This window comes from Kribbella sandramycini (genome assembly GCF_013131805.1).
GTDB lineage: Bacteria > Actinomycetota > Actinomycetes > Propionibacteriales > Kribbellaceae > Kribbella > Kribbella sandramycini.
The window spans coordinates 65,566-90,013 of sequence record NZ_JABJRC010000007.1; the positions used below are offsets into that span (position 1 = coordinate 65,566).

Annotated in this window: 27 protein-coding genes; 11 read left to right on the plus strand and 16 right to left on the minus strand. The window is 69.1% G+C overall.

Going from position 1 to position 24,448, the window contains the following annotated elements:
• Positions 1-12: 12 nt before the first annotated feature.
• Together HPO96_RS25955 and HPO96_RS25960 are read right to left on the minus strand one after the other, a co-directional pair.
• A complete protein-coding gene (locus HPO96_RS25955) occupies positions 13-492 on the minus strand; it encodes an RrF2 family transcriptional regulator (RefSeq protein WP_171676960.1) in 480 nt (159 codons plus the stop codon).
• Positions 493-588: 96 nt separating this feature from the next.
• Complete coding sequence (locus HPO96_RS25960; RefSeq protein WP_171676961.1) at positions 589-1,530, minus strand: tyrosine recombinase XerC; 942 nt, start codon at positions 1,528-1,530, stop codon at positions 589-591.
• Positions 1,531-1,665: 135 nt separating this feature from the next.
• Here HPO96_RS25960 and HPO96_RS25965 point away from each other — a divergent pair, with 135 nt between their 5' ends.
• The 4 genes from HPO96_RS25965 to dprA all read left to right on the plus strand — a co-directional run bounded on the left by HPO96_RS25965 (position 1,666) and on the right by dprA (position 6,856).
• A complete protein-coding gene (locus HPO96_RS25965) occupies positions 1,666-3,294 on the plus strand; it encodes an APC family permease (RefSeq protein WP_171676962.1) in 1,629 nt (542 codons plus the stop codon).
• Between the two features lie 113 nt (positions 3,295-3,407).
• On the plus strand, positions 3,408-3,764 hold the full coding sequence (locus tag HPO96_RS25970) for a YraN family protein (RefSeq protein WP_171676963.1): 357 nt from the start codon (positions 3,408-3,410) through the stop codon (positions 3,762-3,764).
• Complete coding sequence (locus HPO96_RS25975) at positions 3,764-5,341, plus strand: YifB family Mg chelatase-like AAA ATPase (protein WP_171676964.1); 1,578 nt, start codon at positions 3,764-3,766, stop codon at positions 5,339-5,341. The genes HPO96_RS25970 and HPO96_RS25975 overlap by 1 nt, the downstream gene beginning before the upstream one ends.
• Before the next feature lie 372 nt (positions 5,342-5,713).
• Positions 5,714-6,856, plus strand: a complete 1,143-nt coding sequence (dprA, locus tag HPO96_RS25980; protein ID WP_337796809.1) for a DNA-processing protein DprA — start codon at positions 5,714-5,716, stop codon at positions 6,854-6,856.
• A gap of 73 nt (positions 6,857-6,929) precedes the next feature.
• Here dprA and HPO96_RS25985 read toward each other — a convergent pair whose 3' ends face one another.
• The 13 genes from HPO96_RS25985 to HPO96_RS26045 form a co-directional block, all read right to left on the minus strand.
• Positions 6,930-7,508, minus strand: a complete 579-nt coding sequence (locus HPO96_RS25985; protein WP_171676965.1) for a dihydrofolate reductase family protein — start codon at positions 7,506-7,508, stop codon at positions 6,930-6,932.
• Positions 7,509-7,575: 67 nt separating this feature from the next.
• Positions 7,576-8,415: a helix-turn-helix domain-containing protein gene (locus HPO96_RS25990; protein ID WP_171676966.1), complete on the minus strand. Its 840-nt coding sequence runs from the start codon at positions 8,413-8,415 to the stop codon at positions 7,576-7,578.
• Positions 8,416-8,447: 32 nt separating this feature from the next.
• On the minus strand, positions 8,448-8,771 hold the full coding sequence (locus tag HPO96_RS25995; RefSeq protein WP_171676967.1) for a DUF2469 family protein: 324 nt from the start codon (positions 8,769-8,771) through the stop codon (positions 8,448-8,450).
• A gap of 76 nt (positions 8,772-8,847) precedes the next feature.
• The gene (locus HPO96_RS26000; RefSeq protein ID WP_171676968.1) at positions 8,848-9,549 is read right to left on the minus strand and encodes a ribonuclease HII; all 702 of its coding nucleotides are present in this window, start codon (positions 9,547-9,549) and stop codon (positions 8,848-8,850) included.
• Between the two features lie 161 nt (positions 9,550-9,710).
• Positions 9,711-10,481: a signal peptidase I gene (lepB, locus tag HPO96_RS26005; RefSeq protein ID WP_171676969.1), complete on the minus strand. Its 771-nt coding sequence runs from the start codon at positions 10,479-10,481 to the stop codon at positions 9,711-9,713.
• On the minus strand, positions 10,478-11,107 hold the full coding sequence (gene lepB / locus HPO96_RS26010) for a signal peptidase I (RefSeq protein ID WP_238355537.1): 630 nt from the start codon (positions 11,105-11,107) through the stop codon (positions 10,478-10,480). Before lepB (HPO96_RS26010) ends, lepB (HPO96_RS26005) begins: the two co-directional genes overlap by 4 nt.
• Positions 11,108-11,254: 147 nt before the next feature.
• Positions 11,255-11,617: a 50S ribosomal protein L19 gene (rplS, locus tag HPO96_RS26015; protein ID WP_171676971.1), complete on the minus strand. Its 363-nt coding sequence runs from the start codon at positions 11,615-11,617 to the stop codon at positions 11,255-11,257.
• Positions 11,618-11,796: 179 nt separating this feature from the next.
• Positions 11,797-12,993 carry a tRNA (guanosine(37)-N1)-methyltransferase TrmD gene (gene trmD, locus HPO96_RS26020; protein ID WP_171676972.1) on the minus strand — a complete coding sequence of 399 codons (1,197 nt, stop codon included), beginning with the start codon at positions 12,991-12,993 and terminating at the stop codon, positions 11,797-11,799.
• Positions 12,990-13,541, minus strand: a complete 552-nt coding sequence (gene rimM, locus HPO96_RS26025; RefSeq protein WP_171676973.1) for a ribosome maturation factor RimM — start codon at positions 13,539-13,541, stop codon at positions 12,990-12,992. Before rimM ends, trmD begins: the two co-directional genes overlap by 4 nt.
• A gap of 78 nt (positions 13,542-13,619) precedes the next feature.
• Positions 13,620-13,871 carry an RNA-binding protein gene (locus HPO96_RS26030; protein WP_171677315.1) on the minus strand — a complete coding sequence of 84 codons (252 nt, stop codon included), beginning with the start codon at positions 13,869-13,871 and terminating at the stop codon, positions 13,620-13,622.
• 5 nt (positions 13,872-13,876) lie between these two features.
• Entirely contained in the window at positions 13,877-14,392 is a 516-nt protein-coding gene (gene rpsP, locus HPO96_RS26035) for a 30S ribosomal protein S16 (protein WP_171676974.1), read from the minus strand.
• A gap of 177 nt (positions 14,393-14,569) precedes the next feature.
• On the minus strand, positions 14,570-15,913 hold the full coding sequence (locus tag HPO96_RS26040) for a 6-phospho-beta-glucosidase (RefSeq protein ID WP_171676975.1): 1,344 nt from the start codon (positions 15,911-15,913) through the stop codon (positions 14,570-14,572).
• Positions 15,910-16,662 (minus strand): DeoR family transcriptional regulator, encoded by a 753-nt coding sequence (locus HPO96_RS26045; RefSeq protein WP_171676976.1) that lies wholly within the window; start codon positions 16,660-16,662, stop codon positions 15,910-15,912. The genes HPO96_RS26040 and HPO96_RS26045 overlap by 4 nt, the downstream gene beginning before the upstream one ends.
• Before the next feature lie 128 nt (positions 16,663-16,790).
• Here HPO96_RS26045 and HPO96_RS26050 point away from each other — a divergent pair, with 128 nt between their 5' ends.
• The 7 genes from HPO96_RS26050 (at position 16,791) to HPO96_RS26080 (ending at position 23,258) form a co-directional block, all read left to right on the plus strand.
• The gene (locus HPO96_RS26050) at positions 16,791-17,741 is read left to right on the plus strand and encodes a carbohydrate kinase family protein (protein WP_171676977.1); all 951 of its coding nucleotides are present in this window, start codon (positions 16,791-16,793) and stop codon (positions 17,739-17,741) included.
• Between the two features lie 4 nt (positions 17,742-17,745).
• Positions 17,746-19,035 carry an ABC transporter substrate-binding protein gene (locus HPO96_RS26055; RefSeq protein WP_171676978.1) on the plus strand — a complete coding sequence of 430 codons (1,290 nt, stop codon included), beginning with the start codon at positions 17,746-17,748 and terminating at the stop codon, positions 19,033-19,035.
• On the plus strand, positions 19,032-19,964 hold the full coding sequence (locus HPO96_RS26060; protein WP_171676979.1) for an ABC transporter permease subunit: 933 nt from the start codon (positions 19,032-19,034) through the stop codon (positions 19,962-19,964). The genes HPO96_RS26055 and HPO96_RS26060 overlap by 4 nt, the downstream gene beginning before the upstream one ends.
• Positions 19,961-20,785 (plus strand): ABC transporter permease subunit, encoded by an 825-nt coding sequence (locus HPO96_RS26065; RefSeq protein WP_171676980.1) that lies wholly within the window; start codon positions 19,961-19,963, stop codon positions 20,783-20,785. The genes HPO96_RS26060 and HPO96_RS26065 overlap by 4 nt, the downstream gene beginning before the upstream one ends.
• A 45-nt stretch (positions 20,786-20,830) precedes the next feature.
• Positions 20,831-21,025 carry a hypothetical protein gene (locus tag HPO96_RS26070; protein WP_132412772.1) on the plus strand — a complete coding sequence of 65 codons (195 nt, stop codon included), beginning with the start codon at positions 20,831-20,833 and terminating at the stop codon, positions 21,023-21,025.
• 25 nt (positions 21,026-21,050) lie between these two features.
• Complete coding sequence (locus HPO96_RS26075; RefSeq protein ID WP_171676981.1) at positions 21,051-22,400, plus strand: flotillin family protein; 1,350 nt, start codon at positions 21,051-21,053, stop codon at positions 22,398-22,400.
• 75 nt (positions 22,401-22,475) lie between these two features.
• Positions 22,476-23,258: a peptidoglycan DD-metalloendopeptidase family protein gene (locus tag HPO96_RS26080; protein ID WP_171676982.1), complete on the plus strand. Its 783-nt coding sequence runs from the start codon at positions 22,476-22,478 to the stop codon at positions 23,256-23,258.
• A gap of 51 nt (positions 23,259-23,309) precedes the next feature.
• Here the strand turns inward: HPO96_RS26080 and HPO96_RS26085 are convergent, their stop codons facing one another.
• Positions 23,310-24,437: a S1 family peptidase gene (locus tag HPO96_RS26085; protein ID WP_171676983.1), complete on the minus strand. Its 1,128-nt coding sequence runs from the start codon at positions 24,435-24,437 to the stop codon at positions 23,310-23,312.
• Positions 24,438-24,448: the final 11 nt, after the last annotated feature.

The window sequence follows — 24,448 nt, forward strand, 5'->3', positions numbered from 1 at the left end:
GATGTTCGAGGCTCAGCTGCCCGGGACGCGCGCCTGCCACGCGTCCTCATCCTTCGATCGGCGCTCGACTCCGGCCGGGAGCTTGTTCTTGGCCAGGTCGGTGAGCGTCGTGTGCTCCAGCACGTCCCGCAAACTCGCCCGGGCAGAGATCCACACCCGCTGCAACACGACTGCCCGCTCGTTGTAGGCGACGCTCTCCGGCCGCACGCCCGAGATGCTCACGATCGGCCCGTCGACGGCCCGCATCACATCGGCGACCGAGACCTCGTTCGGGTCGACGGCGAGTTTCCACCCACCGGACTGCCCACGCTGGCTGGAGAGGATGCCGGCCCGGCGCAGGTCGGCCAGGATCCCCTGCAGGAAGCCGTGCGGGATCGCCTGCGCGCGGCTGAGCTCCTCGGCCGACACCACCGAGGGGTCGTTGGACACCCAGCGCTGGGTGATCTCGATCAGCGCCCGCAACGCATAGTCAGACTTCGCCGAAACCCGCATGGTCCGCAGTCTGCCGCATCCTGCGGGGTCGTCGCCGCACCCGGTCCGCCGACACACCCCCGCCGGCGCCGGGCGAAGCCTGAGCTCCGGCTGCTTTCACGCCCGCGGATGGGCCTGCTCGTAGGCCTTCCGGAGCCGGTCGGTCGAGACATGGGTGTAGATCTGGGTGGTCGCGAGCGACGCGTGGCCGAGCAGCTCCTGCACGCTGCGCAGATCCGCGCCGCCCTCGAGCAGGTGCGTGGCGGCCGTGTGCCGCAGCCCGTGCGGCGACAGGTCCGGCGCTTCGACGACCGCGATCCGCTCGTGTACGAGCCGCCGGACGGCGCGCTGATCGATCCGGCCGCCGCGTGCCCCGAGGAAGACCCCGGGCCCGCTGCCGTGCCGCGCCAGCCGCGGCCGGGCCTCGCCGAGCCAACGCGCCATCGCCTCCGCGGCCGGCACGCCGTACGGGACGGAGCGTTCCTTCCGGCCCTTGCCGAACACCCGGACGACGCGGCGCGAGGTGTCGACGTCGTCGATGTCCAGCGCGCAGAGCTCGCCGACCCGGATACCCGTTGCGTAGAGCAACTCCATGATCGCCAGATCGCGCAGGCCGACGGGGCTGCCGTCGTCCGCGGCCACCGCGGCCGCGTCGAGGACGGCGCGGGTGTCGGTCAGGTTCAGCACGCCGGGCAGGCTCTTGTGCGGGCGCGGGCTGGCCAGCAGCGCGCCCGGGTCGGTCTCGATCCGCCCGGTCCGCTGCGCCCATGCCGTGAAGACGCGGGCGGCGGTGGCCCGGCGCGACATCGTGCTGCGCGCCTTGCCGAGGCTTTGCTGTTTGGCCAGCCAGGAGCGCAGCCCGCGGATGTCCAGCCCGGCGAGATCGTTGTGACCAAGCCGAATCAAATGATCGAGTAAATCCGCGACATCCCCGAGGTACGCTCTGACGGAGTGTTTGCTGAGGTCTCTTTCCGCCGTCAGATGCCGTTCGTAGTCAGTCAGTAACACCGTGAAACCTTCCGGCCAGGAAGGGTTCGCGCTGACATCGTCCGGCGTCATGCCTCGACCATGCGGGAGCGGGCCCTGGATCACAAGCCACCGCGCCATGGCGAGGAAAGGAGGGCTGGTCGATAGCCCGACGGTCGACTACTGTTCGGCCCGATTGCCCTAGTAGCAACGGAGGCACCCCTGACCATGGCCCCCTCAGCGAACGGACAGACCGTAGGCCGGCGCCTGCCGGTCGAGTCGGCGTTCACTCGAGTCGAGGATGCGCGGCACCGTCTGCCGCGCCTGTTCGGTCGTCGCGACCTGGTCGTTCTCGGCCTGGGCGTGATGATCGGTTCCGGCATCTTCAGTATCAGCGGCAACCAGGCGGCGCTGACCGCCGGTCCCGCCGTGATCCTGTCGTTCGTCATCGCAGCGATCGTGTGCCTGCTGGCCGCGGCGTGTTACGCCGAGCTGTCGTCGACGATCCCGGTCTCGGGTAGCGCGTACACCTTCAGCTACGTGACCTTCGGCGAGATGTGGGCCTGGCTGGTCGGCTGGGCTCTCGTGCTCGAGCTCGTCACCGCCGCCGCGATCGTCGCGCGCGTCTGGTCCGCCTACTTCCTCGCCACCCTGGACAGTTTCGGCCTGTCCCTGCCGGCGAATGTCGCGCAGTACTTCGGCCCGGATGCCAAGCTCAACCTGGTCGCCCCGCTGCTGCTGCTCCTGCTGACCGCGATGGTCGTCACCGGCACGAAGCTCTCGGCCCGGGTGCTGACCGTGGTCGTGGCCGCGAAGGTCGCCGTCATCCTGCTGGTGATCGTGGTCGGCGCGACGCACATCAACTGGGACAACTACAAGCCGTTCGTGCCGATGCCGCGAGCCGCCTCGGCGACCGCCAGTCCAACGCTGCTGAGCTGGATACTCGACTCCTCGTTCGGCACCTTCGGCACGATGGGCATCTTCACCGCCGCGAGCTCGATCGTGTTCGCCTACATCGGCTTCGACCTGATCGCCACCGCCTCCGAGGACGCGCGGAACCCGCGCAAGACGGTCCCGCAGGGCATGCTGCTCGGCGTCGGCGCCGTCACGATCCTGTACATCGCGATGGCCGTCGTCCTGGTCGGTATGCGGCCCTACGGTCAGCTCGGCGGGAGCGCGCCGGTCTCGAGCGCGTTGTCCGCGGTCGGCGTCGGCTGGGCCGCGAAGGTGGTCAACCTGGGCGCATTACTCGCGTTGATGACCGTCATCATGGTGGTCCTGATCGCGCAGAGCCGCGTCCTGTTCAACATGGGCCGCGACGGCCTGCTGCCGAAGAGCCTCGGCCGGGTCAGCCGCGTCTACTCCTCGCCGGCCCGCGCTGCCGGGGCTGCCGGGGTGGCCGCCATCCTGCTGACTCTGTACCCGAAGGTCCTGGAGCTCGAAGAGCTGCTCGTCATCGGCGCCCTGTTCTGCTTCGCGTTCTGTGCGGTCGGCGTGCTCACCTTGCGCCGCTCCGAGCCGAACCTCGAGCGCGGTTTCCGGGTTCCGATGGTGCCGCTCATCCCGCTGCTGTCGCTGGCCGCGACGGTCTGGCTGATGCTGAACCTCAAGACCAGCACGTGGGCCAAGTTCGGCCTCTGGATGCTGCTCGGCCTGGCCATCTACGGCCTGTACGGGCGCTGGCACAGCCGCCTGGCCAACGAAGACAGCTGGGACTTCGACATCGGCGACACCGACCCCGGGACGGGCGGCCTGCAGCCGGTCCGCCCGGCGCCGGAGGCGCGCACGGGCGAGCTCCGCGCCGTCCGGAATCCACCGCCGCCGAAACCCGGACGCGGTAAACACATGCGCAACTGACGCACTCCCGATAAAGCTCTCCCACTTCGCCGTCTGTGGTTTTCCACAGGCGGCGAAGTCATGTTCGAAACAGCCTCCGAACTCGGCATGTTCTTGGTCGGAGGTGGTCATCGATGCGGACCAGAAATGCCGTCGGGCGATTCGGCGAGGAGCTCGCCGCCAGATATCTCACGACCAACGGTTTCGCCGTCCTCGAGCGCAACTGGCGCTGTGAGCTGGGCGAGATCGACATCGTCGCGCGGGAGGGCGACACCCTGGTCGTCTGCGAGGTGAAAACCCGCCGCGGCCTCGGCTACGGCTCCCCGCTGGAATCCATCACTTATCGCAAACTCGTCACCCTGCGGAAACTCGCCGGCGCCTGGCTGCAATGTCACCAGCTCCGCCCGGCGGCAATTCGCATCGACATCATCGCCATTCTTCTCGACAAGAACGCGCCGCCCCGGGTGGACCATCTACGCGGAGCGGCCTGATGACGCTGGCACAGACGTGGTCCGTCGCGCTGGTCGGTCTCGAGGGCCATCTGGTCGAGGTCGAGGCCGATATCGCCCAGGGCTTGCCGAAGACATCGCTGATCGGCCTCCCGGATGCATCGCTGTCCGAGGCGCGCGACCGGGTGCGCGCGGCCGTGGTCAACAGCGGCGAGCGGTTCCCCGACCGTAAGGTCACCATCGGCCTCTCCCCCGCGACACTGCCGAAGACAGGTTCGCACTACGACGTCGCCATAGCTGTCGCTCTCCTTGCCGCGGCCGGCGCCGTCGAGGTCGCCTCCTCCCGGCGAACGGCGATCATCGGTGAGCTCGGCCTCGACGGGCGGATCCGTGAAGTGCGCGGCGCCCTCGCGATGACGCTCGCGGTGTCGCGCTCCGGTTTCGACCGCATCGTCGTCCCCGAGCTGAATGCCGGCGAAGCCCGGCTCGTCCCTGGGATCGACGTGTACGGCGTTCGCTCGCTGCGCCAGGTCCTCGCGCTGATGCGTGGCGTCGAGGTCCCGGATGAGGAGCCCGTGCGGGCCGAGCCGCGACTGCTGTCGGAGTCGCTGACCCGTGTCCCGGAAGTCGATCTGCACGATGTGATCGGTCAGCAGGAGGGGCGGCGCGCGATCGAGGCGGCCGCCGCCGGCGGTCACCACCTCTTCCTGCACGGCCCGCCCGGCTCGGGCAAGACGATGCTGGCCGAGCGGCTGGCCGGCCTGATGCCGGAGCTGAGTACGGAGGAGTCGCTCGAAGTGTCCGCGGTCCATTCCTTGGCGGGGCTCCTCAATGGCGAGGCCGAGCTGGTCCGGCGTCCGCCTTTCATCGCACCTCATCACACCGCTTCGCTGTCCAGCCTGGTCGGCGGCGGCTCCGGCGTCCCGCGCCCCGGCGCCATCAGCTGTGCGCATCGCGGCGTCCTCTTCATCGACGAAGCCCCGGAGATGCACCCGCTCACCCTCGACACGCTGCGCCAGCCGCTGGAGTCCGGCTTCATCGAAGTGCACCGCTCGGCAGCCGTCGCCAAGTTCCCGGCGCGTTTCATGCTCGTCCTCGCGGCGAACCCTTGCCCCTGCGGTCTCTCCGGCGTCCAGAACGCAGTCTGCAAATGCACCCCACAACATCTGGCCCGCTACCAGCAACGCATCAGCGGCCCGATCAAGGACCGCCTCGACATCCAGCGTCAGATCCTGCCCGCGGCCCACCGGGGTTCCGACCTCGACCCCTCCGAGCCCACCGCAACCGTCGCCGAACGCGTCCAACTCGCCCGCGACCGCCAGGCCCACCGCTACCGATCAACCGCCTGGACCCTCAACAGCCAGGTCCCCGGCGCCCTCCTCCGCCGCGACTTCCCCCTCGACGCCCCCTCCCGACAACTCCTCGAAGACCACTACGCCTCCGGCCGCCTCACCGGCCGCGGCTTCGACCGCGTCATGCGCGTCGCCTGGACCCTCGCCGACCTCCAAGGCACCCCCCAACCCACCCTCGACCAAACCCACGAAGCCTTCCAACTCCGCACCGGCGACCCCCTAACCCCCTACACCGACCACCGCCCCCTCAAAGGACCCACCCCATGACCCCCACCCCAGCCTCGGCCGCTGCCGCCACCACGCCGCCCCTCGACCTCGCTCCAGCACTCGTCCCGGCCCCCACGCCCACTTCAGCGCGCGCAGCGGCTCCTGCTCCTACTCCTACTCCTACTCCTACTCCTACTCCTACTCCTACTCCTACTCCTACTCCTACTCCTGCCGACAGGATGATCCCGGCCTCAGGCGTATGCACGGATCGCATCGCCTCGTCTTTCCCTTCCGGCACCGGCTGCTGGACCACCGGCGAGGTCTTCGCCGGTGGTCGGGGACGGGAGGGGGTGTGTCGTGCAGACCGGGTGTGAGGTTGTGGAGCGGGAGGGGCGGCTGTTGGCGGGAGGTGCGGGTGATGGGGTGGGCGGGGTGACTCGGGTGGGGGCGGGTGGCTCGGGGGATGACGAGCGGTTGGCTCGGGTGGCTTTGGGGCGGGTAATCGAGCCGGGTGACGGTACGGCGCTGCGGGTGTTCGAGGGGTTGGGAGTGGTGGAGATCTGGGAGCGCCTCCGGCGGAAGGAGACGGGGACGGAGCGTTGGGGCCCTCGGGTCGACGCAGCCCAGCCGGAGCGTGATCTGGAGCGCGGTGCGGCGGCGGGCGCCCGGTTCGTGATCCCCGGCGATGACGAGTGGCCGGAGCAGCTCGACGTCCTGGACGAGGCGGGGCGAGTGTCCCGGCGAGCCGGCGCGCCGTTCGGGCTGTGGGTGCGCGGTGCCGGCCTGCTGCAGGCGGCGGTCGAGAGGTCGGTGGCGGTCGTCGGGGCGCGTGCATGCTCGGCGTACGGCGAACACGTCGCCGGCGAGTTGGCCTCCGGGCTCGCGGAAAGCGGGTATGCCGTCGTGTCGGGCGGTGCGTACGGCATCGACGCGGCTGCGCACCGCGGAGTCCTCGCCGCGGACGGCGTCACGGTCGCCGTGCTCGCCTGCGGCGTCGACGTCAGCTACCCCCGCAGCAACTCGGCCCTCTTCAGCCGGATCGTCGAGCGCGGGCTGGTCGTGAGCGAGCTTCCGCCCGGTTGCTCACCGACCAAACTGCGTTTCCTCAGCCGCAACCGGCTGATCGCGGCCGGCAGCCTCGGCACCGTCGTCATCGAAGCCGCCGTCCGCAGCGGCGCCCTCAACAGCGCCGGCTGGGCCGAGCAATGCGGCCGTCCGGTCCTCGCCGTCCCCGGCCCGATCACCTCCCGGATGTCCGCCGGCACGCACGTCCTGGTCCGCGAACGCGACGCCGTCCTCGTCACCAACGTCGCCGAAATCATCGAAGCCGTCTCCCCCTTGGGCTCCGGCCTCACCCCCTACCCCCACTCCCCCACCACCCCCTTCGACGAGCTCTCCCACGAACTCCGCCGAGTCCTCGACGCCGTCCCCGTCAACCACCCGGTCCCCGCCACCCGCATAGCCGTCACCGCCGGCCTGGACCTCCCCACCACCCAAGCCGCCCTACAAGCCCTAGCCGCCCTCTCCCTGACCCACCGCTCCCCCACCGGCTGGCACCTCCCCCCACCCACCTGACAACCCACCCCACCACCCGCCTGACTGCGGGCGCGCCTGGCGGCAGGTGTCTGGGGTCGGTCTGGTGAGGGGGCTAGTGCTGGACTTGGTAGCGGAGGTGGAGGACTCGGTTGCCTTGGAGGACTTCGGGGTTGTCGAGGAGGTGTTGGGTGCTTACTGAGCCGAAGTAGGGTTTGCCGGAGCCGAAGGCTACGGGGACTACGTCCATGCGGACTTCGTCGACCAGGCCTGCGGCGAGCATTTGGCCGCCGACGTCGCCGGCGGCGACTTCGACGAGTCGGTCGCCGGCTAGTTGCTGGGCTTTGGTTGCGGCGGCTTCGATGGTGTTGACGAAGTGGAAGGGGGCTTCGGGGTCCCAGCCTTCGGGCGGTGGGCGGTGGGTGACTACGACGACGTGGTCGACTCCGCCTGGGGGTTTGCCGTCCCAGCCGTCGGTGAGGTCGAAGACGCGGCGGCCGGCGATGGTGACGGCGATCTGGTCCCAGTAGGCGCGGGTGTAGTCGTAGGACACCTGCGAGACGTTGAGGACGCCGCTGTCGTCGAGGGGGACGTCGCCGCTGGTCAGCCAGTCGAACAGCGGGCCGGGCTGGTCGTTCGCGTCGGCGATGAAGCCGTCCACCGAGACCGAGCTGTACATGACGACCTTGCCCACAGGGGTTCTCCTTTGCTTGAGGTGCGGCAAAAGTAGCGCGCGGCGTGGCGGTCGGGCTTGTAAGAAATCAATCGGCCGGGAGCGGCCAGCCGTCGAGGGTGTGGCCGGGGTGCTCACGCAGGAAGCGCCGCCGGACTTCGAGGTACCGGGTCGGGGTGAGGCCGGTGAAGGCGCGGAACTCGTGCCCGAAGTGCGCCTGGTCGAAGTAGCCGGCGCGAGCGGCGACGTCGCCCCAGTCGATCTGGTCGGCGGGGTCGAGGGCGAGCAGGGTGGTGGTGAAGCGGTAGCTGCGGGCCAGCCGCTTCGGCGTGACACCGATGAGCGCCTTGAACCGCTGGGCGAGATAGGTGCTGCTGACGCCGGCTGCCAGGGTCAGGTCGCCGATCGCCACGGCGCCGCTGGTCACCGCGATGAGGCTGCTCGTATGGCGGACCAGGCCCAGCCCGGCAGTCTCGTTCAGCCGACCCATCAGCTCGGCCTCGAGCAGCGTCAACTGCTCGTGCGGGCCGGACGCCGAGGCGAGTCGCTCGCGCAGCTCGGCGACGGCGGCCCGGCCCCAGACCTGCTCGATCGTCACCGGCCGATCACACAGCTCGGTCGCGGGCATCGGCACGAGCGGCGCCAGGCCCCACGGTTTGAAGTGGACGCCGACGGATCGCGTCCAAGGCGGGTAGCTGAACTCCACCGCGCGGGTGGGCACAGTGATCACGCACCCGTCGGCGTACGCGGCCGACTCGGCGTCGGCGCAGCCGCGGATGCGGAACGGATCACCGAGGTTGACGATGAGCAGCGCCGAGGGGCTCGGCGGCAGCATCAGCCGCGCGTACGGCGCCGCGCCCTCGAGGTAGTAGAGGTCGTCGATCAGCCCGTCCAGCGGCGGCCGCGGCGCCCTGGATATGTACTTCATCCCCACAGCATCGCTGATCAGCCGGGGCGAGGTCAGCGGCCGAAGTCGGAATCCTTCGGGACCTCGAGATCGGATTTGGCCAGCTCTTCGATGTTGACGTCGCGGAAGGTGACGACCTTGGCGTTCTTCACGAAGCGCGCGGAGCGGTACACGTCCCAGACCCAGGCGTCGGCCATGGTGACCTCGAAGTAGACGTCGCCGCCCTCGGTCCGGACCTTCAGGTCGACCGCGTTGCACAGGTAGAAGCGCCGTTCGGTCTCGACGACGTACTTGAAGATCCCGACGACGTCCTTGTACTCGCGATAGAGCTGAAGCTCCATATCGTTCTCGTACTTTTCGAGATCTTCGGCACTCACTTCTCCACCTCGCTGGCGCTCGGCTCCGTCGTGAGTGCCAGGGCAGCTCTATTAACTTTTCGCTCGCTACGCTCACTCATAGGCTGCTCTCCGCTCCGGTGGGACTGGTGACATTCTGTCCCATATCGGGCCGCAGACTGCGGCGGACATTCTCGAACCGCCGTCGATGTTGCGGGCACGGGCCGTATTCGTCCAGCGCCGCCTGGTGCTCAGGCGTGCAGTAGCCCTTGTGGATCCCGAAACCGTACTGCGGGTACTCCTTGTCCCAGCGCTCCATCACGCGATCGCGAGTCACCTTGGCAATCACGGATGCGGCGGCGATACAAGCCGCCACGCGGTCGCCCTTCCAGATGGCCAGCCCCGGTACGCCGAGGCCGTCGACGCTGAACCCGTCGGTCAGGACGTACGACGGGCGGACGTCGAGGCGGAAGAGGGCGCGGCGCAGGGCTTCGAGGTTCGCCACGTGCATACCCAGGCGGTCGCATTCGGGGGCCTCGATGGAAACCACCGACCAGGCCAGGGCGCGGGCGCGGATCTGGTCGTAGCAGCGCTCGCGGGCCTTGGCGGTGAGCAGCTTGGAGTCGGCGAGCTCGGGGATCTGGCCGCGTTTGCCGTCGGGCAGGATCACCGCGGCGGCGACCAGCGGGCCCGCGCACGGGCCGCGGCCGGCCTCGTCGACGCCGGCGATCGGATCGAGGCCGACCCGGCGCAGGGCGCGCTCGTACCCGTACAGCCCGGCGTCCCGCCGCACCGTGCTCCCGCGGGGCAACACGCTCATCCAACCCTCCGCATCACAGAACCCACCCTAGGCACTCGAACCGACGAACCACGCATCCGGTCGGCGCGCTGCCCGCGGGCCGAGATACCGGTCCTGCGCCCCGCGGCACCCGGATCGGGCGGCGGGGCCGGCGGGCGGGGGCGCGATCACCGAAGCAGCGGCTACTTGGGTGGCGGTGTCAGGGAGATCGACGGCTTCGCCGGTGGCGGGCCGGTGGGGGCGGGGACGGCTTTGAAGGTCTCGGGGACGCCGAGTTTGGACCAGCGGCCGGCCGGCCAGACGACGAGGATCGCACGGCCGGTGACCTTGTCGAGGGGGACGAAGGCGGCGTCGCCGGGGTTGCCGCCGTCGGCGTCGACGTCCTGAAGGTGGACGCGGGAGTCGCCGGACGCGGAGCGGTGGTCGCCCATGACGAACACGCGGCCGGCCGGGACGGTGACCTGGAAGTCCATCTGCGAGGGCGCGTCGCCCGGGTACAGGTAGGCGGTCTCGTCGAGGGGCTGGCCGTTGACGAGCAGGCGGCCCTGGGAGTCGCAGCAGGCGATCTTGTCGCCGGGCATGCCGATCAGGCGCTTGATCAGGTGGCCGTGGCTGGAGTCCGGGAGCAGGCCGACGACCTCGAAGAACCGGCCGACCGAACCGCGCTTCTGACCGCTCTCCTCGGCGCCGAGCCAGCCGCCCGGATCCTCGAAGACGACCACGTCGCCGCGCTTGACGTCGGTGATCTTCTCGACCACGACGCGGTCGCCGACCAGCAGCGTGTTCTCCATCGACTCACTCGGGATGATGAACATCTGCCCGACGAACGCCCGCAGGATCGAGGAGACGATCAGCGCTCCGACCACGATCAGCACGAACTCGCGGGCGGCCGCCGCGAATCCCGAACGATGAGCGGGTTTGGCGGTGTCCGTCTTCGTCGGTGTATCGGTCACTTCTTCAGCCCCGGCTTCTTGAAGGTTTCCGGAGGACGCAGCATCGTCATCCGGTCAGACGGCCAGATTACGCAACAGGCCCGGCCAACCACGTTCTCGACCGGGACCATCCCGCCGCCGGGACCGCCCATATGGGCCCGCGAGTCCGCGGACTCGGCCCGGTTGTCGCCCATCACCCACAGATGTCCGGGCGGGACGACGACATTGAACGGCACATCGGACGGGTGGGCGTCGGGGAGCAGGTACTCGCGCTCGTCCAGCGAAATGCCGTTCACGGTGACCCGGCCGTCGCGATCGCAGCACACGACCTTGTCGCCCTCGATCCCGATCACCCGCTTGACCAGGTGCCCCTCGCCGCTGCGCGGCAGGATGCCGACGAACTCGCCGACGCGGCGCAGCGGGCCGGGCTGGACGATCTCCTCGTTCAGCCAGTTACCCGGGTCCTTGAAGACGACGATGTCGCCGCGGGTGACATCGCGGTGCAGGTAGCTGATCTTCTCCGCGAGGATCCGGTCGTCCTTGGTCAGCGTGTCGTACATCGACTCCGAGGGCACGTAGAACGCCTCGGCGACGAACAACCGGAGCACCACCGTGATGACCAGCGCGAGCACTGTCACGGTGGTCATCTCGGTGAGCAGGCTGAGCAGCGGATTCCGCTGCTTCAGCCTGCGGTGACGTCCCTTACTGCGGCGAGCCCTGCGCGGTGCGGTGCGCGGGCGAGCGCGAGTCGCAGTGCTCGGCGCCATAGGTGACCGTCGTCAGGTACGCGCGGCTCAGGAGGAGGCCGGAACGTCCCGCTTCTCCTTGATCTTGGCTGCCTTGCCGCGCAGCTCGCGCAGGTAGTACAGCTTGGCGCGGCGGACGTCGCCGCGGGTGACGACCTCGACCTTCTCGACGATCGGGGTGTGCAGCGGGAAGGTGCGCTCGACGCCGACGCCGAAGCTGACCTTGCGGACCGTGAAGGTCTCCTGCAGGCCGCCGCCGTGGCGACGGATCACGACACCCTTGAACACCTGGACGCGGGACCGGTTGCCTTCGACGACCTTCACGTGCACGTTCACGGTGTCACCGGCGCGGAAGGCCGGGATGTCGTCGCGCTTGCTCGCGTTGTCGAGCTCGTTCAGGATCTTGCTCATCAGGGTGTCTCTTTCTCGCGCGTGCCACAGGTCACCCACGAAAGTCGGTGGTGAGAGTCATCGAAAAGCTGCCAGTCGGTGGTCACCCCCTGTGGCAGGAGCACCGAAAGAGCAGCAGCAGACAAGTTTGCCACACGCCCCGCACGGTAACGAAATCCGCCCGTCGCGGCAGCGGAGCGTCACTTTCGCCGGCGGCGCTTCCCCAGATAGACGAGGTCCACGGCCGCGCTGTGCGCCTCGCGCCGGAGCTCCCGGTAGCCCGCCTTCGCGTAGACCGCCAGATTCCGCTCGCTGGCCGCGCCGGTGAAGAGCTCGAAGGTGGTGACCTCGCCCGGAGCGAGCTTCTCGACGGCCTTCAGCAGCCGGCTGCCCAGCCCCCGGCCCTGCCAGTCCGGAGCGACGACGAGCCGTGCGATCTCGCCCACCGGCCCGTCAACGGTCAGCTGGACAGAGCCGACGATCCGGCTGCCCGCTACCGCCTTGAGCACGACCCCGTCCCGCAGACGCTCAGCAGCGGCCTCCGGCGTCTCCAGCAGCGGCGGGATCGCATAGTCGGCGTACCGATGCCCTTCAGCCAGAAAGGCGGCGAGCTGCAGGGTGTGGATCTCCCCCGCGTCCACAGGCGTAGCCGGTAGCAGCCGTACGCCGTCCGCGTCGCCCTTGGCTGCCAGTACGTCGCCCCACGCGGCCAGCAGATCCGGACGCCGAGCCGCCGTCCGCTCGATCGACTGCTCATGCCGCCAGTCGGCGATCTTCGCGTGGTTCCCCGACAGCAGGATCTCCGGTACGTCGTGGCCCCGCCAGCTCACCGGCTTCGTGTAGACCGGGTACTCCAGCAGCCCATCCCCCGAATGCGACTCCTCAGCCAGCGACTCCGGGTTCCCGATCACGCCAGGCAGCAGCCGGGCCACCGCCTCGACCATGACCAGTACGGCGACCTCACCGCCGTTCAGCACGTAGTCGCCGATCGACACCTCGTCGACGCGCATCCGCTCCCCGGCGTACGCCGAAACACGCGCGTCGATCCCCTCGTACCGCCCGCAGGCGAACGCCAGCCACGGCTCCTCAGCCAGCTCATAAGCCAGCTCCTGCGTGAACGGGCGCCCAGCCGGAGTCGGCACGATCAACCGCGGCTGCGCCGGACCATCGGGCGGCGCCACCGCATCGAGCGCCTCACCCCACGGCTCCGGCTTCATCACCATGCCCGCGCCACCGCCGTACGGCGTGTCGTCGACGGTCCGATGCCGGTCGTGCGTCCACTGCCGCAGGTCGTGCAGCCGGACGTCGAGCAGCCCGCTCTGCGCGGCCTTACCGACCAGCGACACATCCAGCGCGGCCAGGTACTCCGGGAAGATCGTGAGGACGTCGAGCCTCATCGCTCGCCGTCCGGATCGGTCGGCACGACCTCGGCACCCTCAGGGTCCAGCAGCCCCGGCCGGTCCGCGACCGTCACGTACTTCGCGTCCAGATCGATCTCCGGCACCAGCTGCTCGACCAGCGGCACCAGTACGGCGTTGCCGGCCGGCCGCCGGATCTCCAGCAGGTCCTGGGACGGCAGATGGATGACGTCGATGACCTCACCCGCCTCGACGCCGTCCGTGGTGCGAACCTTGAGCCCGATCAGCTCCCGGTCGTAGAACTCCTCCGGGTCTTCCGGCCGCTCGTCCGCCCCGATCTCGGCCTGGACCTCCAGGTTGCGCAGCAGCTCGGCCGCGGTCCGGTCCGGCGACTCGGCGAACTTCACCAGCAGCCGCCCGCTGTGCCAGCGGCTGGCGGCCACGGTCAGCGTCTTCGGCGGCTTCGAGACCGTCACCAGCCGCGCGCCGTCGGCGAACCGCAGGTCGGGCTCGTCCGTCCGGACGATCATGCCCACTTCGCCCTTGATCCCGTGCGCACGGCCGATCCGGCCGACAATCACCAGCACCGCGAACAACCTCTTCTCGTGTGTGACAAGCGAAGGGCCGCACCGGACAGGTGCGGCCCTTCGAAGTACTACCTCAGCTCACCGGCGCGGGCGCCGGTTCCCTTCGTCGACGAAGTCGATACGCAGCGACTGCTCGGCGCTGAGCGCGCCGACGACCGTGCGGATCGCCGTGGCGGTGCGGCCGTTGCGGCCGATCACCTTGCCGATGTCGTCGGGGTGCACGTGCACCTCGAGCGTCCGGCCGCGACGAAGGTTGCGGGCCCGGACGCTGACGTCGTCCGGGTTGTCGACGATGCCTCGGACCAGGTGCTCCAGCGCCTCGGTCTCCATCACCGTCAGGCCTTGGCGTCGGCGGCGGCTTCCGCGGCCGGGGCCTCGGCAGCAGCCTCGTCGGCCTTCGGCTCGTCGGCCTTGACCTCGTCCGCCTTGGCGTCGGCCTTGGGGGCCTCGTCCTTGGCAGCGGCCTTCTTCGCCGTCTTCTTGGCGGTGACGGCCTCGGTCTTCAGCGTGCCGTGGGCCTCGGCCAGCGCCTCGTTGAAGATCTCCTGCTTGTCCCGCTTCGGCTCCTTGACCCGCAGCGGGGCCGGAGCCTCCAGGCCCTTGAACTTCTGCCAGTCGCCGGAAGCCTTGAAGATGGCCTCGACGGCCTCGGTCGGCTGCGCGCCGACGCCCAGCCAGTACTGCGCCCGGTCCGACTCGACGTGGATGAACGACGGCTCGGCCTTCGGGTTGTACTTACCGATCTCCTCGATGGCGCGGCCGTCACGCTTGGTGCGGGCGTCCATCACGACGATGCGGTAGTGCGGCGCACGCTTCTTGCCGATGCGCTTCAAACGGATCTTGACTGCCACGTTTGCGGGAACTCCCTTGGGATTACACGACTTGGGTGAGCAGCACGGCGTCGTGGGGACAACGAGTGACCGCTCGAATGGGCCGAACCAGGCAGTGGAGTTAGAGGGCTGCACGAACCTGGACGGACTCAACCAAACATTCTGCCAGATACCGGCCTGCCGGGACCAATCCGGCCCTCAGGCGCGCAGATAGCCCAGATCCGGCAGGTGGTCGACGTACGACTCCAGCAGTTGACCGGCCGCGGCGACCGAGTCGACCAGCGGATGCCAGGCGAACGCGCGCAAGGCCGCGGAGCGGGAGCCGGAGGTGGCCGCCTCGATCGTGGACCGCTCGACGGCCTTGACCGCGGTGACCAGCCCGGCCTGATGGTCGGTGAGCTGGCTCACAGCGACCGGCAGGGCGCCGTTGGCGTCGACCGTGCACGGGATCTCGACGACGGCGTCGTCGTCCAGGTGGTGCAGGATGCCGCGGTTGCGGACGTTCAGGATCAGCGCGGCGCGCTCGTTGTGCGCGATGGCGCGCATCAGCGACAGCGCGACCTGCTCGTAGCCACCGGCGGCCATGTCACGCTCGTCGCGCTCACCGGCGTCGGCGACCTCGCGGCTCTCGACCATGTACGTCGACTCGCGCTCGGCGCGGGTCTTCTGCCACAGCTCCAGCGCCTGCTCGGGGTGCCGCGCGGTCTCGGCGTAGAAGGCGGACTGCTGCTCCAGGAGGAACGTGCCGCGGGTCTGCCGGACGGCCTGTACGGCGGCGAGCGTCTCGCGGGCGAAGTAGTAGTAGTGCAGGTACTCGTTCGGGATGGAGCCGAGCGAGCGCAGCCAGTCGACGCCGAACAGCCGGCCCTCCTCGAAGGAGGTCAACTCCGCGGACGACGTGAGCAACTCCGGCAGCCGGTCGACGCCGCCGGACCGCAGCCCGCGCAGCCAGCCGAGGTGGTTGAGGCCCGCGTAGTCGTAGAACGCCGTCGCCGGGTCCACACCCAGCGCCAGCGCCGCCCGCCGGCCCAGCCCGGACGGCGAGTCGCAGATGCCGATCACCCGGTCGCCCAGGTACGGGATCATCGCCTCCGTCACCATGCCCGCCGGGTTGGTGAAGTTGATCGTCCACGCCTCCGGCGCCAGCGCCGCGATCCGCCGCGCGATCGCCGTCGCCACCGGGATCGTCCGCAGCCCGTACGCGATACCGCCCGCGCCGACGGTCTCCTGCCCGAGGACGCCGAGATCCAGCGCGACCCGCTCGTCAACCGTCCGCCCTTCGAGCCCGCCCACCCGAATGGCCGAGAAGATGAAGTCCGCTCCGCGCAGTGCCTCATCGAGATCTGTGGTTGCGGTGACGGTCGGCGGCTCGACCGCGGCCAGAGCCTGCTGACGGAGCACGGCGGCGATCGAGCCCAGACGGGCCCGGTCGGTGTCGTAGAGGGTTACCTGGGTGATGCGGCCGGGGCCGTGGTCGCCGAGGAGGGCGTGGTAGACGAGCGGCACGCGGAAACCGCCGCCGCCGAGGATGGTCAGTCTCATGCCAGCACCACCTGGGCTCCTGCTTCTGTCAGTTGGGCTCGGGTCGCGGGATCGGCGCCGGGCTCGGTCACGACCATGTGCAGCTCGGCGGGCTCGCAGACGCGGGCGACGCCGTGACCGGGGAACTTGGTCGCGTCGGCGAGCAGGACGACGCGGTCGGCGGCCTGGATCATCGCGCGTTTGACCGGGACTTCGATCATCGTGCTGTCCATCACTCGGCCGTCCGGGCGGACGCCGCTGGTGCCGAGGAAGAGCCAGTCGACGTGGATCTGCCGCAGGCTCTCCTCGGTCAGGTAGCCGACCAGCGACCGGTAGCTGCGGCGCACGAACCCGCCGAGGATGATCAGCTCGATTGACTCGTCGTTCTGCAGCTCTTCGAGGACGGCGAGGTTGCTCGTGACAACGGTCAGCGAGCGGCCGTGCAGATGCTGGGCGACGCGGAGCGCCGTCGTCCCGATGTCGAGCAGCACGGACTCGCCGTCCTGCACGAGCTCGGCGGCGCGGCGGGCGATCCGGTCCTTCTCGGCGGCATGGACGGCGTTCACGTCGGCGAACGGCTCGTCACCGCCGTCGACGGCCAGCGCCCCGCCGTACACCCGGGTCAGCCGGCCCTCGTCGTGCAACTGCTCCAGATCGCGCCGGATGGTCGCCTCGCTGACGCCCAGCCGGGCAGCCAGCACCTTCACGCCCCCGGCCTTGTCGACCCGGAGGGCGCGCACGATCTCGTCCTGACGCTGCTTCGGCAACACATCACGACCGTATCACGCAAACTCTGTCATTTTCAGTCATAGCTATGCTCGGGTATTGCGGAAGTTGACGAAGCGATCCAAGATTCATGCACGAGTTTGATCAAAAGTGCAGGAGTGTGGGGCAGCTCATGGAAGAGCTTGACGTGGTCGTATCCGGCCTGGTGTTCCAGGATCTGGTGCTCGGCCTGCCCACGCCCCCGCGACCGGGGACCGAGGTGTGGGCCAGCGACTCGCACGAGAGCCCGGGCGGTATCGCCAACTTCGCGGTCGCGCTGGCCCGGCTCGGCCTGCGCACCGGGATGGCCGCCGTCTTCGGCGCCGACGACCTGGGGGCCCGGCTGTGGGACCACTTGGCGGCCGACGAAGGGATTGACCTCAGCCTGTCCCGGACCGTCCCCGGCTGGCCGACCCCGCTGACCGTGGCCCTTGCCTATGACAACGATCGGGCGCTGGTCACCCGCGGCAGCACACCGCCGCTCTCGGCCGATGACCTGATCGCCACTCCCCCGCCGGCGAAAGCCGTTGCCGCGCACATCGGTCCCTGGCCGAACGCGTGGCTGGCCAAGGCCAAGGCTGCCGGGAGTCTGGTGTTCGCCGACGTAGGCTGGGATCCGAGCGAGCGCTGGGATCCCGCCGTCCTCGAGCAACTCGAGTACTGCGACGTCTTCCTACCGAACGCGGACGAGGCGATGGCCTATACCCGCACCACCACACCTGCCGCGGCGCTCGACGCGCTGGCGGCCAAGGTCGCCGTCGTCGTGGTCTCCGACGGCGCGGACGGCGCGCTGGCCGTCGACGGCCGGACGGGCGAGCGGGTCGCCGTCCCGGCCTACCCCGTACCGGCGGCGGACACCACCGGGGCGGGTGATGTGTTCGCCGCCGGCTTCATCGCGGCCACGCTGTGGGAGCTGCCGCTCGCGCAGCGGGTCCGTTTCGCCGCCCTCACCGCGGCCCTGTCCGTCACCCGGCTCGGCGGCGCGGACTCCGCGCCCCGCTGGGTGGATCTGGCCCGGTGGCAGTCCGCCCACCCCGAAGACCGTCACCTCCACGCGCTGATCAGCGCTCACTCAGGAAGGTAAGACCATGGAGCTGTCACGTCGAACGCTGCTTGCTGGGGGCCTCGCAGCCGTTGTCGGCGGCACGGTCGTCGCCTGTTCGTCCGGAATGGACACCGGCTCGACCAAGAAGAACGCCACCGGGAACCTCGCGCTGTGGTGCTGGCCGGGCGGTCTGGGCAAGTCCGTCCTGGACGACACCATCGCCCACTTCCCCGACCAGAACATCAAGTACTCCGAGGTCGGCGGCGACTTCAAGCAGAAGCTGCTCACCACGTTCAGCGGCGGCACGTCGATTCCGGACATCACCGGGATCAAGGGCGAGGACATCGCCTCGCTGCTCCCCCAGGCCAGCCGCTTCGTGGACCTGAAGACGATCGGCGCCGACGACGCCTTCCTCGGCCAGTACCTGGAGTGGAAGGTCAAGCAGGCCACCACGCTGGACGGCAAGGTGCTCGGCATCCCGATCGACATCGGCCCGACCGCGCTGTTCTACCGCGAGGACATCTTCACCGCGGGCGGCCTGCCGGGCGACCCGAAGCAGATCGGCGAGCAGCTGAAGACCTGGGACGAGTTCCTGCAGGCCGGTGTCGAACTGAAGGCGAAGAACCCGAAGGCGTTCATCGTCGCGGACGCCGTCGACCTGTACGGCACCGTCGTCAACCAGGGCACGGCGCGCTACATCGACAAGGACAACAAGTTCATCGGCGACCAGGACCACATCCGCAAGGCCTGGGACACCGCGGTCAAGGCGATCACGCTCAAGGTCGACGGCCGGACGCTCGGCGGATCGAACGACTGGAACGCCGGCCTCGACCAGGGCACGGTGCCGACCGTCGTCGGCGCGGCCTGGGTCGCGCTGGACATCAAGGCGGCCGCCAAGACCAGCGTCGGCAAGTGGCGGGTCGCGCCGACGCCGGGCGGCGCGGCGAACTTCGGCGGCTCGTTCCTGGCGATCACCAAGAACGCCGCCGATCCGAAGGCCGCGTTCGAGGTGATCAAGTACATGCTCAGCCCGGACAACGAGGCCAAGGCCTTCGCCGACGCCCAGATCTTCCCGGCGACGCCGGCGGCGTACGACAAACCGCAACTGAAGGCGGCGGACCCGTTCTTCGGCGGGCAGGTGCCGATCGAGGTGTTCGGCCCGGCCGCCCAGGACATCCCGATCGCGTACGAGGCCCCGCTGGACGCCGCGATCGCCGTCCCGTTCACCGACGCGCTGAAGCTGGTGCAGGTCGGTAAGAAAACCTCCGACGCGGCCTGGGCCGAGGCCGTCGCGAAGGCCAAGCAGATCGGCAAACGTCAGGGCGTTCAGTGACGCTGACCGCGACATCCCCCGCGAAGGCGTCTCGGCCGCTCAAGCCGAGGCGCCGGCGCAGCGTCTGGTCCTACTGGCGGTTCTACCTGGCGCTGTCGCCGTTCTACCTGTTGTTCCTGATCTTCGGGCTCTACCCGATGGCGTCCACGATCCTGCTCGGCTTCCAGAAGTGGGACGGCTTCACGCCGCGCACCTTCGTCGGCCTGCAGAACTTCGCCTTCCTGCTCGAGGACAGCACCTTCTGGCTGGCGCTGAAGAACACCGTCGTGCTGTTCTTCATGTCGACCGTGCCGACGCTGGCGATCGCGCTCGTGCTGGCCGTGATGCTGAACTCCGCCGTCCGGTTCTCCAGCGTGTACCGGATCGCGTACTTCATCCCGAACATCACCTCGCTGGTGGCCGCGGCGATCTTCTTCGCGGCCGTGTTCAGCACCAACTTCGGCCTGATCAACTCCGGCCTGCGGGCGCTCGGCATCGCCGCGCAGGACTGGCTCGGCGAACCGTGGGGGATCAAGATCGCGATCTCCACGATGATCGTCTGGCAATGGGCCGGGTACAACACGATCATCTATCTGGCCGGCCTGCAGGCGATCCCGCGGGAGCAGTACGAGGCCGCCAAGGTGGACGGCGCGGGCGCCGTCCGGACGTTCTTCTCGATCACTCTGCCGCAACTGCGGCCGGTCGTGCTGTTCACCGTCGTGACGTCGACGATCGGCGGCCTGCAGACCTTCACCGAACCACAGGTGATGGTCGGCAACACCGGCGGCGTCGGGCAGAGCGGCTTGACGATCGTCATGTACTTCTACCAGCAGGCCTTCCTGAACAACGACTACGGCTACGCCGCGGCGATTGCCCTGAGCATCTTCATGCTGGTGCTGCTGTTCACGGCGATCAACTGGAAGCTGGTCGGCGGAAGGGGTAAGCAGTGAGGTGGCAATGGCGGCGCGTGACGCTGCACGTCGTTCTGGCGCTGGCCGCGGTCCTGAGCCTGTTCCCGTTCTACTGGACGCTCGTGATGGCGACCAACACGACGGCCGACATCTACCGGTTCCCGCCGAAGTTCACGCTCGGCTCGCAGCTGGACGACAACATCCGCGCAGTGCTCGACAACGTGGCGTTCTTCCAGTCGATGGGCAACACGGTGATCGTCGCGGTCTCGACGACGCTGCTGGTGCTGTTCTTCGACTCGCTGGCGGCGTTCACGTTCGCGAAGTTCCGGTTCCCGGGGCGGAACGCGCTGTTCGTGATCCTGCTGGCCACGATGCTGCTGCCCGCGCAGCTGGGCGCGATCCCGCAGTTCCAGACCATGGCCGCGTTCGGCTGGGTCGGCTCGCTGAAGGCGCTGATCATCCCGGCCGCGGCCAACGCGTTCGGCATCTTCTGGTTGCGGCAGTACTTCTCCAGCTCGATCCACGACGAGCTGGTCGAGGCCGCCACGCTGGACGGCTGCGGCTTCCTCGGCGTCTACCGGCACGTGGCGCTGCCGTCGGCCCGGCCGGCGCTGGCGTTCCTCGGCATCTTCACCTTCGTCGCCTCCTGGAACGACTACTTCTGGCCGCTGGTGGTGCTGACGAACCCCGACCACCTGACCCTGCAGGTCGCGCTGTCGTCGCTGAACCGTTCGCACGGCGTCGACTACTCGATGGTGATGACCGGGGCGCTGATGGCGATGGTCCCGCTGATCGTGGTCTTCATCGTGTTCGCGCGGCAGTTCATCAAGGGGGCCACCGAGGGCGCGGTCAGGGGATAAGCTTCGGCGGAACCGAGAGCAGCAGCGGTACGTCGGAGGGGCGTCATGGTTGGCAAGCGGGGACGCGTGATCGGGCGGATCGCGCCGGGGATCGTCGGTGAAGTGATGTTGCCGGTCCGCGGTGCCACCGAAGCCTTCTACGCTTACCCCGCGGTCGACGAAGAGATCGAGGTCGGCGCGCAGGTCGTGGTCGTGGACTACGACCCGCCGCGCACGGTCTACGTCTCCCGCGCTCTCTGAACGTCACGGGTTCCCTGGAGGGGAAATGCTCACGTACCTGATCGGCGGCGCCGTCGCTCTGATCGTCCTGCTCATCATCTTCCGGATGGTCTGGCGGGTGGCCGAGCCGAACGAGGCGCTCATCATCTCCGGCCTCGGCGCGCATTCCAGCTCCGAACAGGTCAACGAGACGCTGGGCTTCAAGATCGTGGTCGGCCGCGGCACCGCCGTCCTGCCGGGTTTCCAGACCGTACGCCGGCTCCCGCTGGACATCCGGGCGACGCCGCTGACCGTGACGTGCGTGTCGTCCCAGGGCATCCCGCTGCACATCAAGGGCGTCACGGCGTACAAGGTCGGTGACGACTACGGCTCGATCGCGAACGCCGCGCGCCGCTTCCTGGAGCAGAGCGACGAGCAGGTCATGGGCACCATCCACGAGCTGTTCGCCGGTCACCTGCGGGCGATCGTCGGCTCCACCACGGTCGAGGAGATGCTGCACGACCGGGAGACCCTGACCACGAACATCCGCGGCTCGCTGGCCGGCGACATGGAGAAGCTCGGCCTGGTGGTCGACTCGCTGCAGATCCAGGAGATCGACGACGAGTCCGGCTACATCCGCAACCTCGGTCGTCCGCAGGCCGCGGCCGTCGAGGCCGCGGCCCGGATCGCGCAGGCCGAGCGGGACAAGGAGGCCACCGAGCGCGAGCAGGTCGCGGCCGCCGCCAAGGCCGCCGCCGTCCGGCAGAGCTCGATCGCGCAGGCCGGTTACCAGGCCGAGGTCGACCAGGCGAACTCGAAGGCCTCGCAGTCCGGCCCGCTGGCCGAGGCGCTGGCCCGCCAGGAGGTCGTGGTCGCCGAGACCGAGACCGCCAAGCTGAACGCGTCGCTGGCCGAGAAGCAGCTGGAGTCGTCGGTGCTGAAGCCGGCCGACGCCGAGGCGTACCGGCAGCGCACGCTGGCCGCCGCCGCGCGCGACGCGCAGATCGCGGCCGCCGAGGCGAACGCCCGTGAGGTGCAGCTGCGCGGTGAGGCCGAGGCGAAGGCGACCGAGCTGACCGGTAAGGCCGAGGCGGCCGCCGTGCAGGCGAAGGCGATGGCCGAGGCGGCCGGTATCAAGGCCCGCGCCGAGGCCCTGGCCACCAACACCGACGCGGTCGTCGCGCAGCAGCTGGCCGAGGCCTACCCGGAGATCGTCTCGGCGGCGGCGTCGTCGTTCGAGAAGGTCGGCAACATGGTCGTGCTGAACGGTGCCCAGGGCATCGAGGACACCCTGGTCAAGACGATCACGATGGGCGGCTCCGGCTTCGCGCTGGCCAAGCAGCTGATCGAATCCCTGAACGGCAAGGGCGACGAGACCAAGGCGGCGCTGGAGAACAACCAGAACCACAGCGTCTGATCCAACCACAGCGTCTGACATAAATTCACCATCTGGGCTGTTGCATGGTAGGTCGTTCACCACGACACTGAAAAAATGCCGCCCAGAAAACTGTTAGCAGTTCTCGCCGCGCTGCTGCTCGGTGCCGCCACCTTGGTGGCGGTACCGACGCAGGCGCAGGCCGCGCCGAATTTCAAGGCCCCGTTCCCGTGTGGCCAACGGTGGACCTACAGCCACCACTCGCAGGAGGTCCGGCGCGCGCTGGACTTCATCCGCTCCGACGGGGGCACCACGAACGGTACGCCGGTGCTCGCATCCGCGGGCGGTACGGCGTACCGCTTCTCCCAGCCCGGTGGCGCCGGCAACTACATCGCCGTCGAGCACGGCGGTGGCTGGAAGACCTACTACTTCCACCTGTCCGCGTACTCCGTCGCCAACGGGCAAGCCGTTTCCCAGGGTCAGCAGATCGGGGTGACCGGTAGCACCGGCGCTTCGAGCGGCCCACACATCCACTACGAGCAGCTGTACAACGGTGTCGGTCAGAACATCGTCATCAACGGCAGCGGCCTCGCCTACCCGGGCTCGTACGGCAGCCACCACCTGACCAGCGACAACGGTTGCGGTGGGCCCGGAAAGCAGTTCCGGACCTGGGGTTCCGGGATCAACGTCCGCTCGCAGCCGCGACTGAACGCGTCCATCGTGACGACGCTGGGCGGGCCGACCACGGTCTACGTGCTCTGCCAGACCCAAGGCGACACGGTCACCGCCGAGGGCTACTCGCACAACTGGTGGTCGAAGTTGCGTGATCAGAACGGCTTCATGACCAACATCTACATCGACCACCCGGACGCCCGCCTGCCCGGCGTGGATCTCTGCTGAACCAGGTGTCCCGGATCCCTTGTTGCGCGGGGGATCCGGGACACCTGTCCGTTACGCGGTATGCAGAGTGAGGCCGTACGCTTGCAGGATCTCGTTCACCGGCTGGAACCAGGTCTCCCCGCCGCTGCTGCAGTTACCCCAGCCGCCGGAGGTGACGCCCTGGGCCTGGTCGCCGGTGATGAACGACCCGCCCGAGTCGCCGCCCTCGGCGCAGGCATTGGTCTTGGTCGCTCCGTAGAACAACTGACCGTTGCCGTAGTTCACCGTCTCGTTCTTGGCCAGGACCGTGCCGCAACGCCAGTGCGTGGTCGAGCCGCTGCGACAGATCGACGAGCCGACCGGCGCCTCCCAGGAACCGCGGACGAGCCTGTCGCCGTTACCCCAGCCGAGGACGACGGGGACGGTCCACCAGCCGTAGCCGGTCTGGACCCAGGCATAGTCGTTACCCGGGAACGACCAGCCGCGGAACTCGCCCTGGTTCGAACCGTCCCAGCCACGGACGATGCCGCCGCGGCCGCAGTGCCCCGCGGTGACGTAACCGCCGTGCACCGAGAAGCCGATCGAGCAGCGGATGTTGCCGACGTAGTACGGATCGCCGCCGACCGTGCCGGCCGCGAATGTCTGCGGCGCCTGGGCCGCGACCTCGCGAACCGTCACCGCACCGGCCTTGGCCACCTTCGCCACGAAGGCGTCGACCGCCGGAGACCGCTTACCTGCTTGAACATTCACCACGACGCTGCCGGTCTTCGGGTCGGCGGCCCAGCCACTGACCGCGGCGGGGACCGACTTTCCGGCCAGTTTGTCGACGGCGTTCTTCTGCTTGTCGAGCACCGCGGCGCTCTTCGGGACGGCGATCGTCTCGACACCGGTCGCCTGGACGGCGGCGGTCCGCGACGAACCCGCGAGCCCGACGACGAGCTTGCTGGTGGCGGCGTCGTACCAGGCGCCGCCGTACTCGGCACCGGCCGCACGCTGGGCCGTCGGCAACAGCTTGGCGGCGTCGGTCTCGGACTTCAGCCGCGCGGTCATCTGCTGCTCGGTCAGCCCGAACGCCTCCTGCATCGCGGCCGCCTGGCCGGGCCCGGCCAACGGCTGATCGATGCCTGCGGCAACAGCCTGGCCGGCGCCGGGCACGGTCAGCGCACCGGCCGCGAGCACGGCGGCAATCAGAACCTTCATGGATCTCTCCT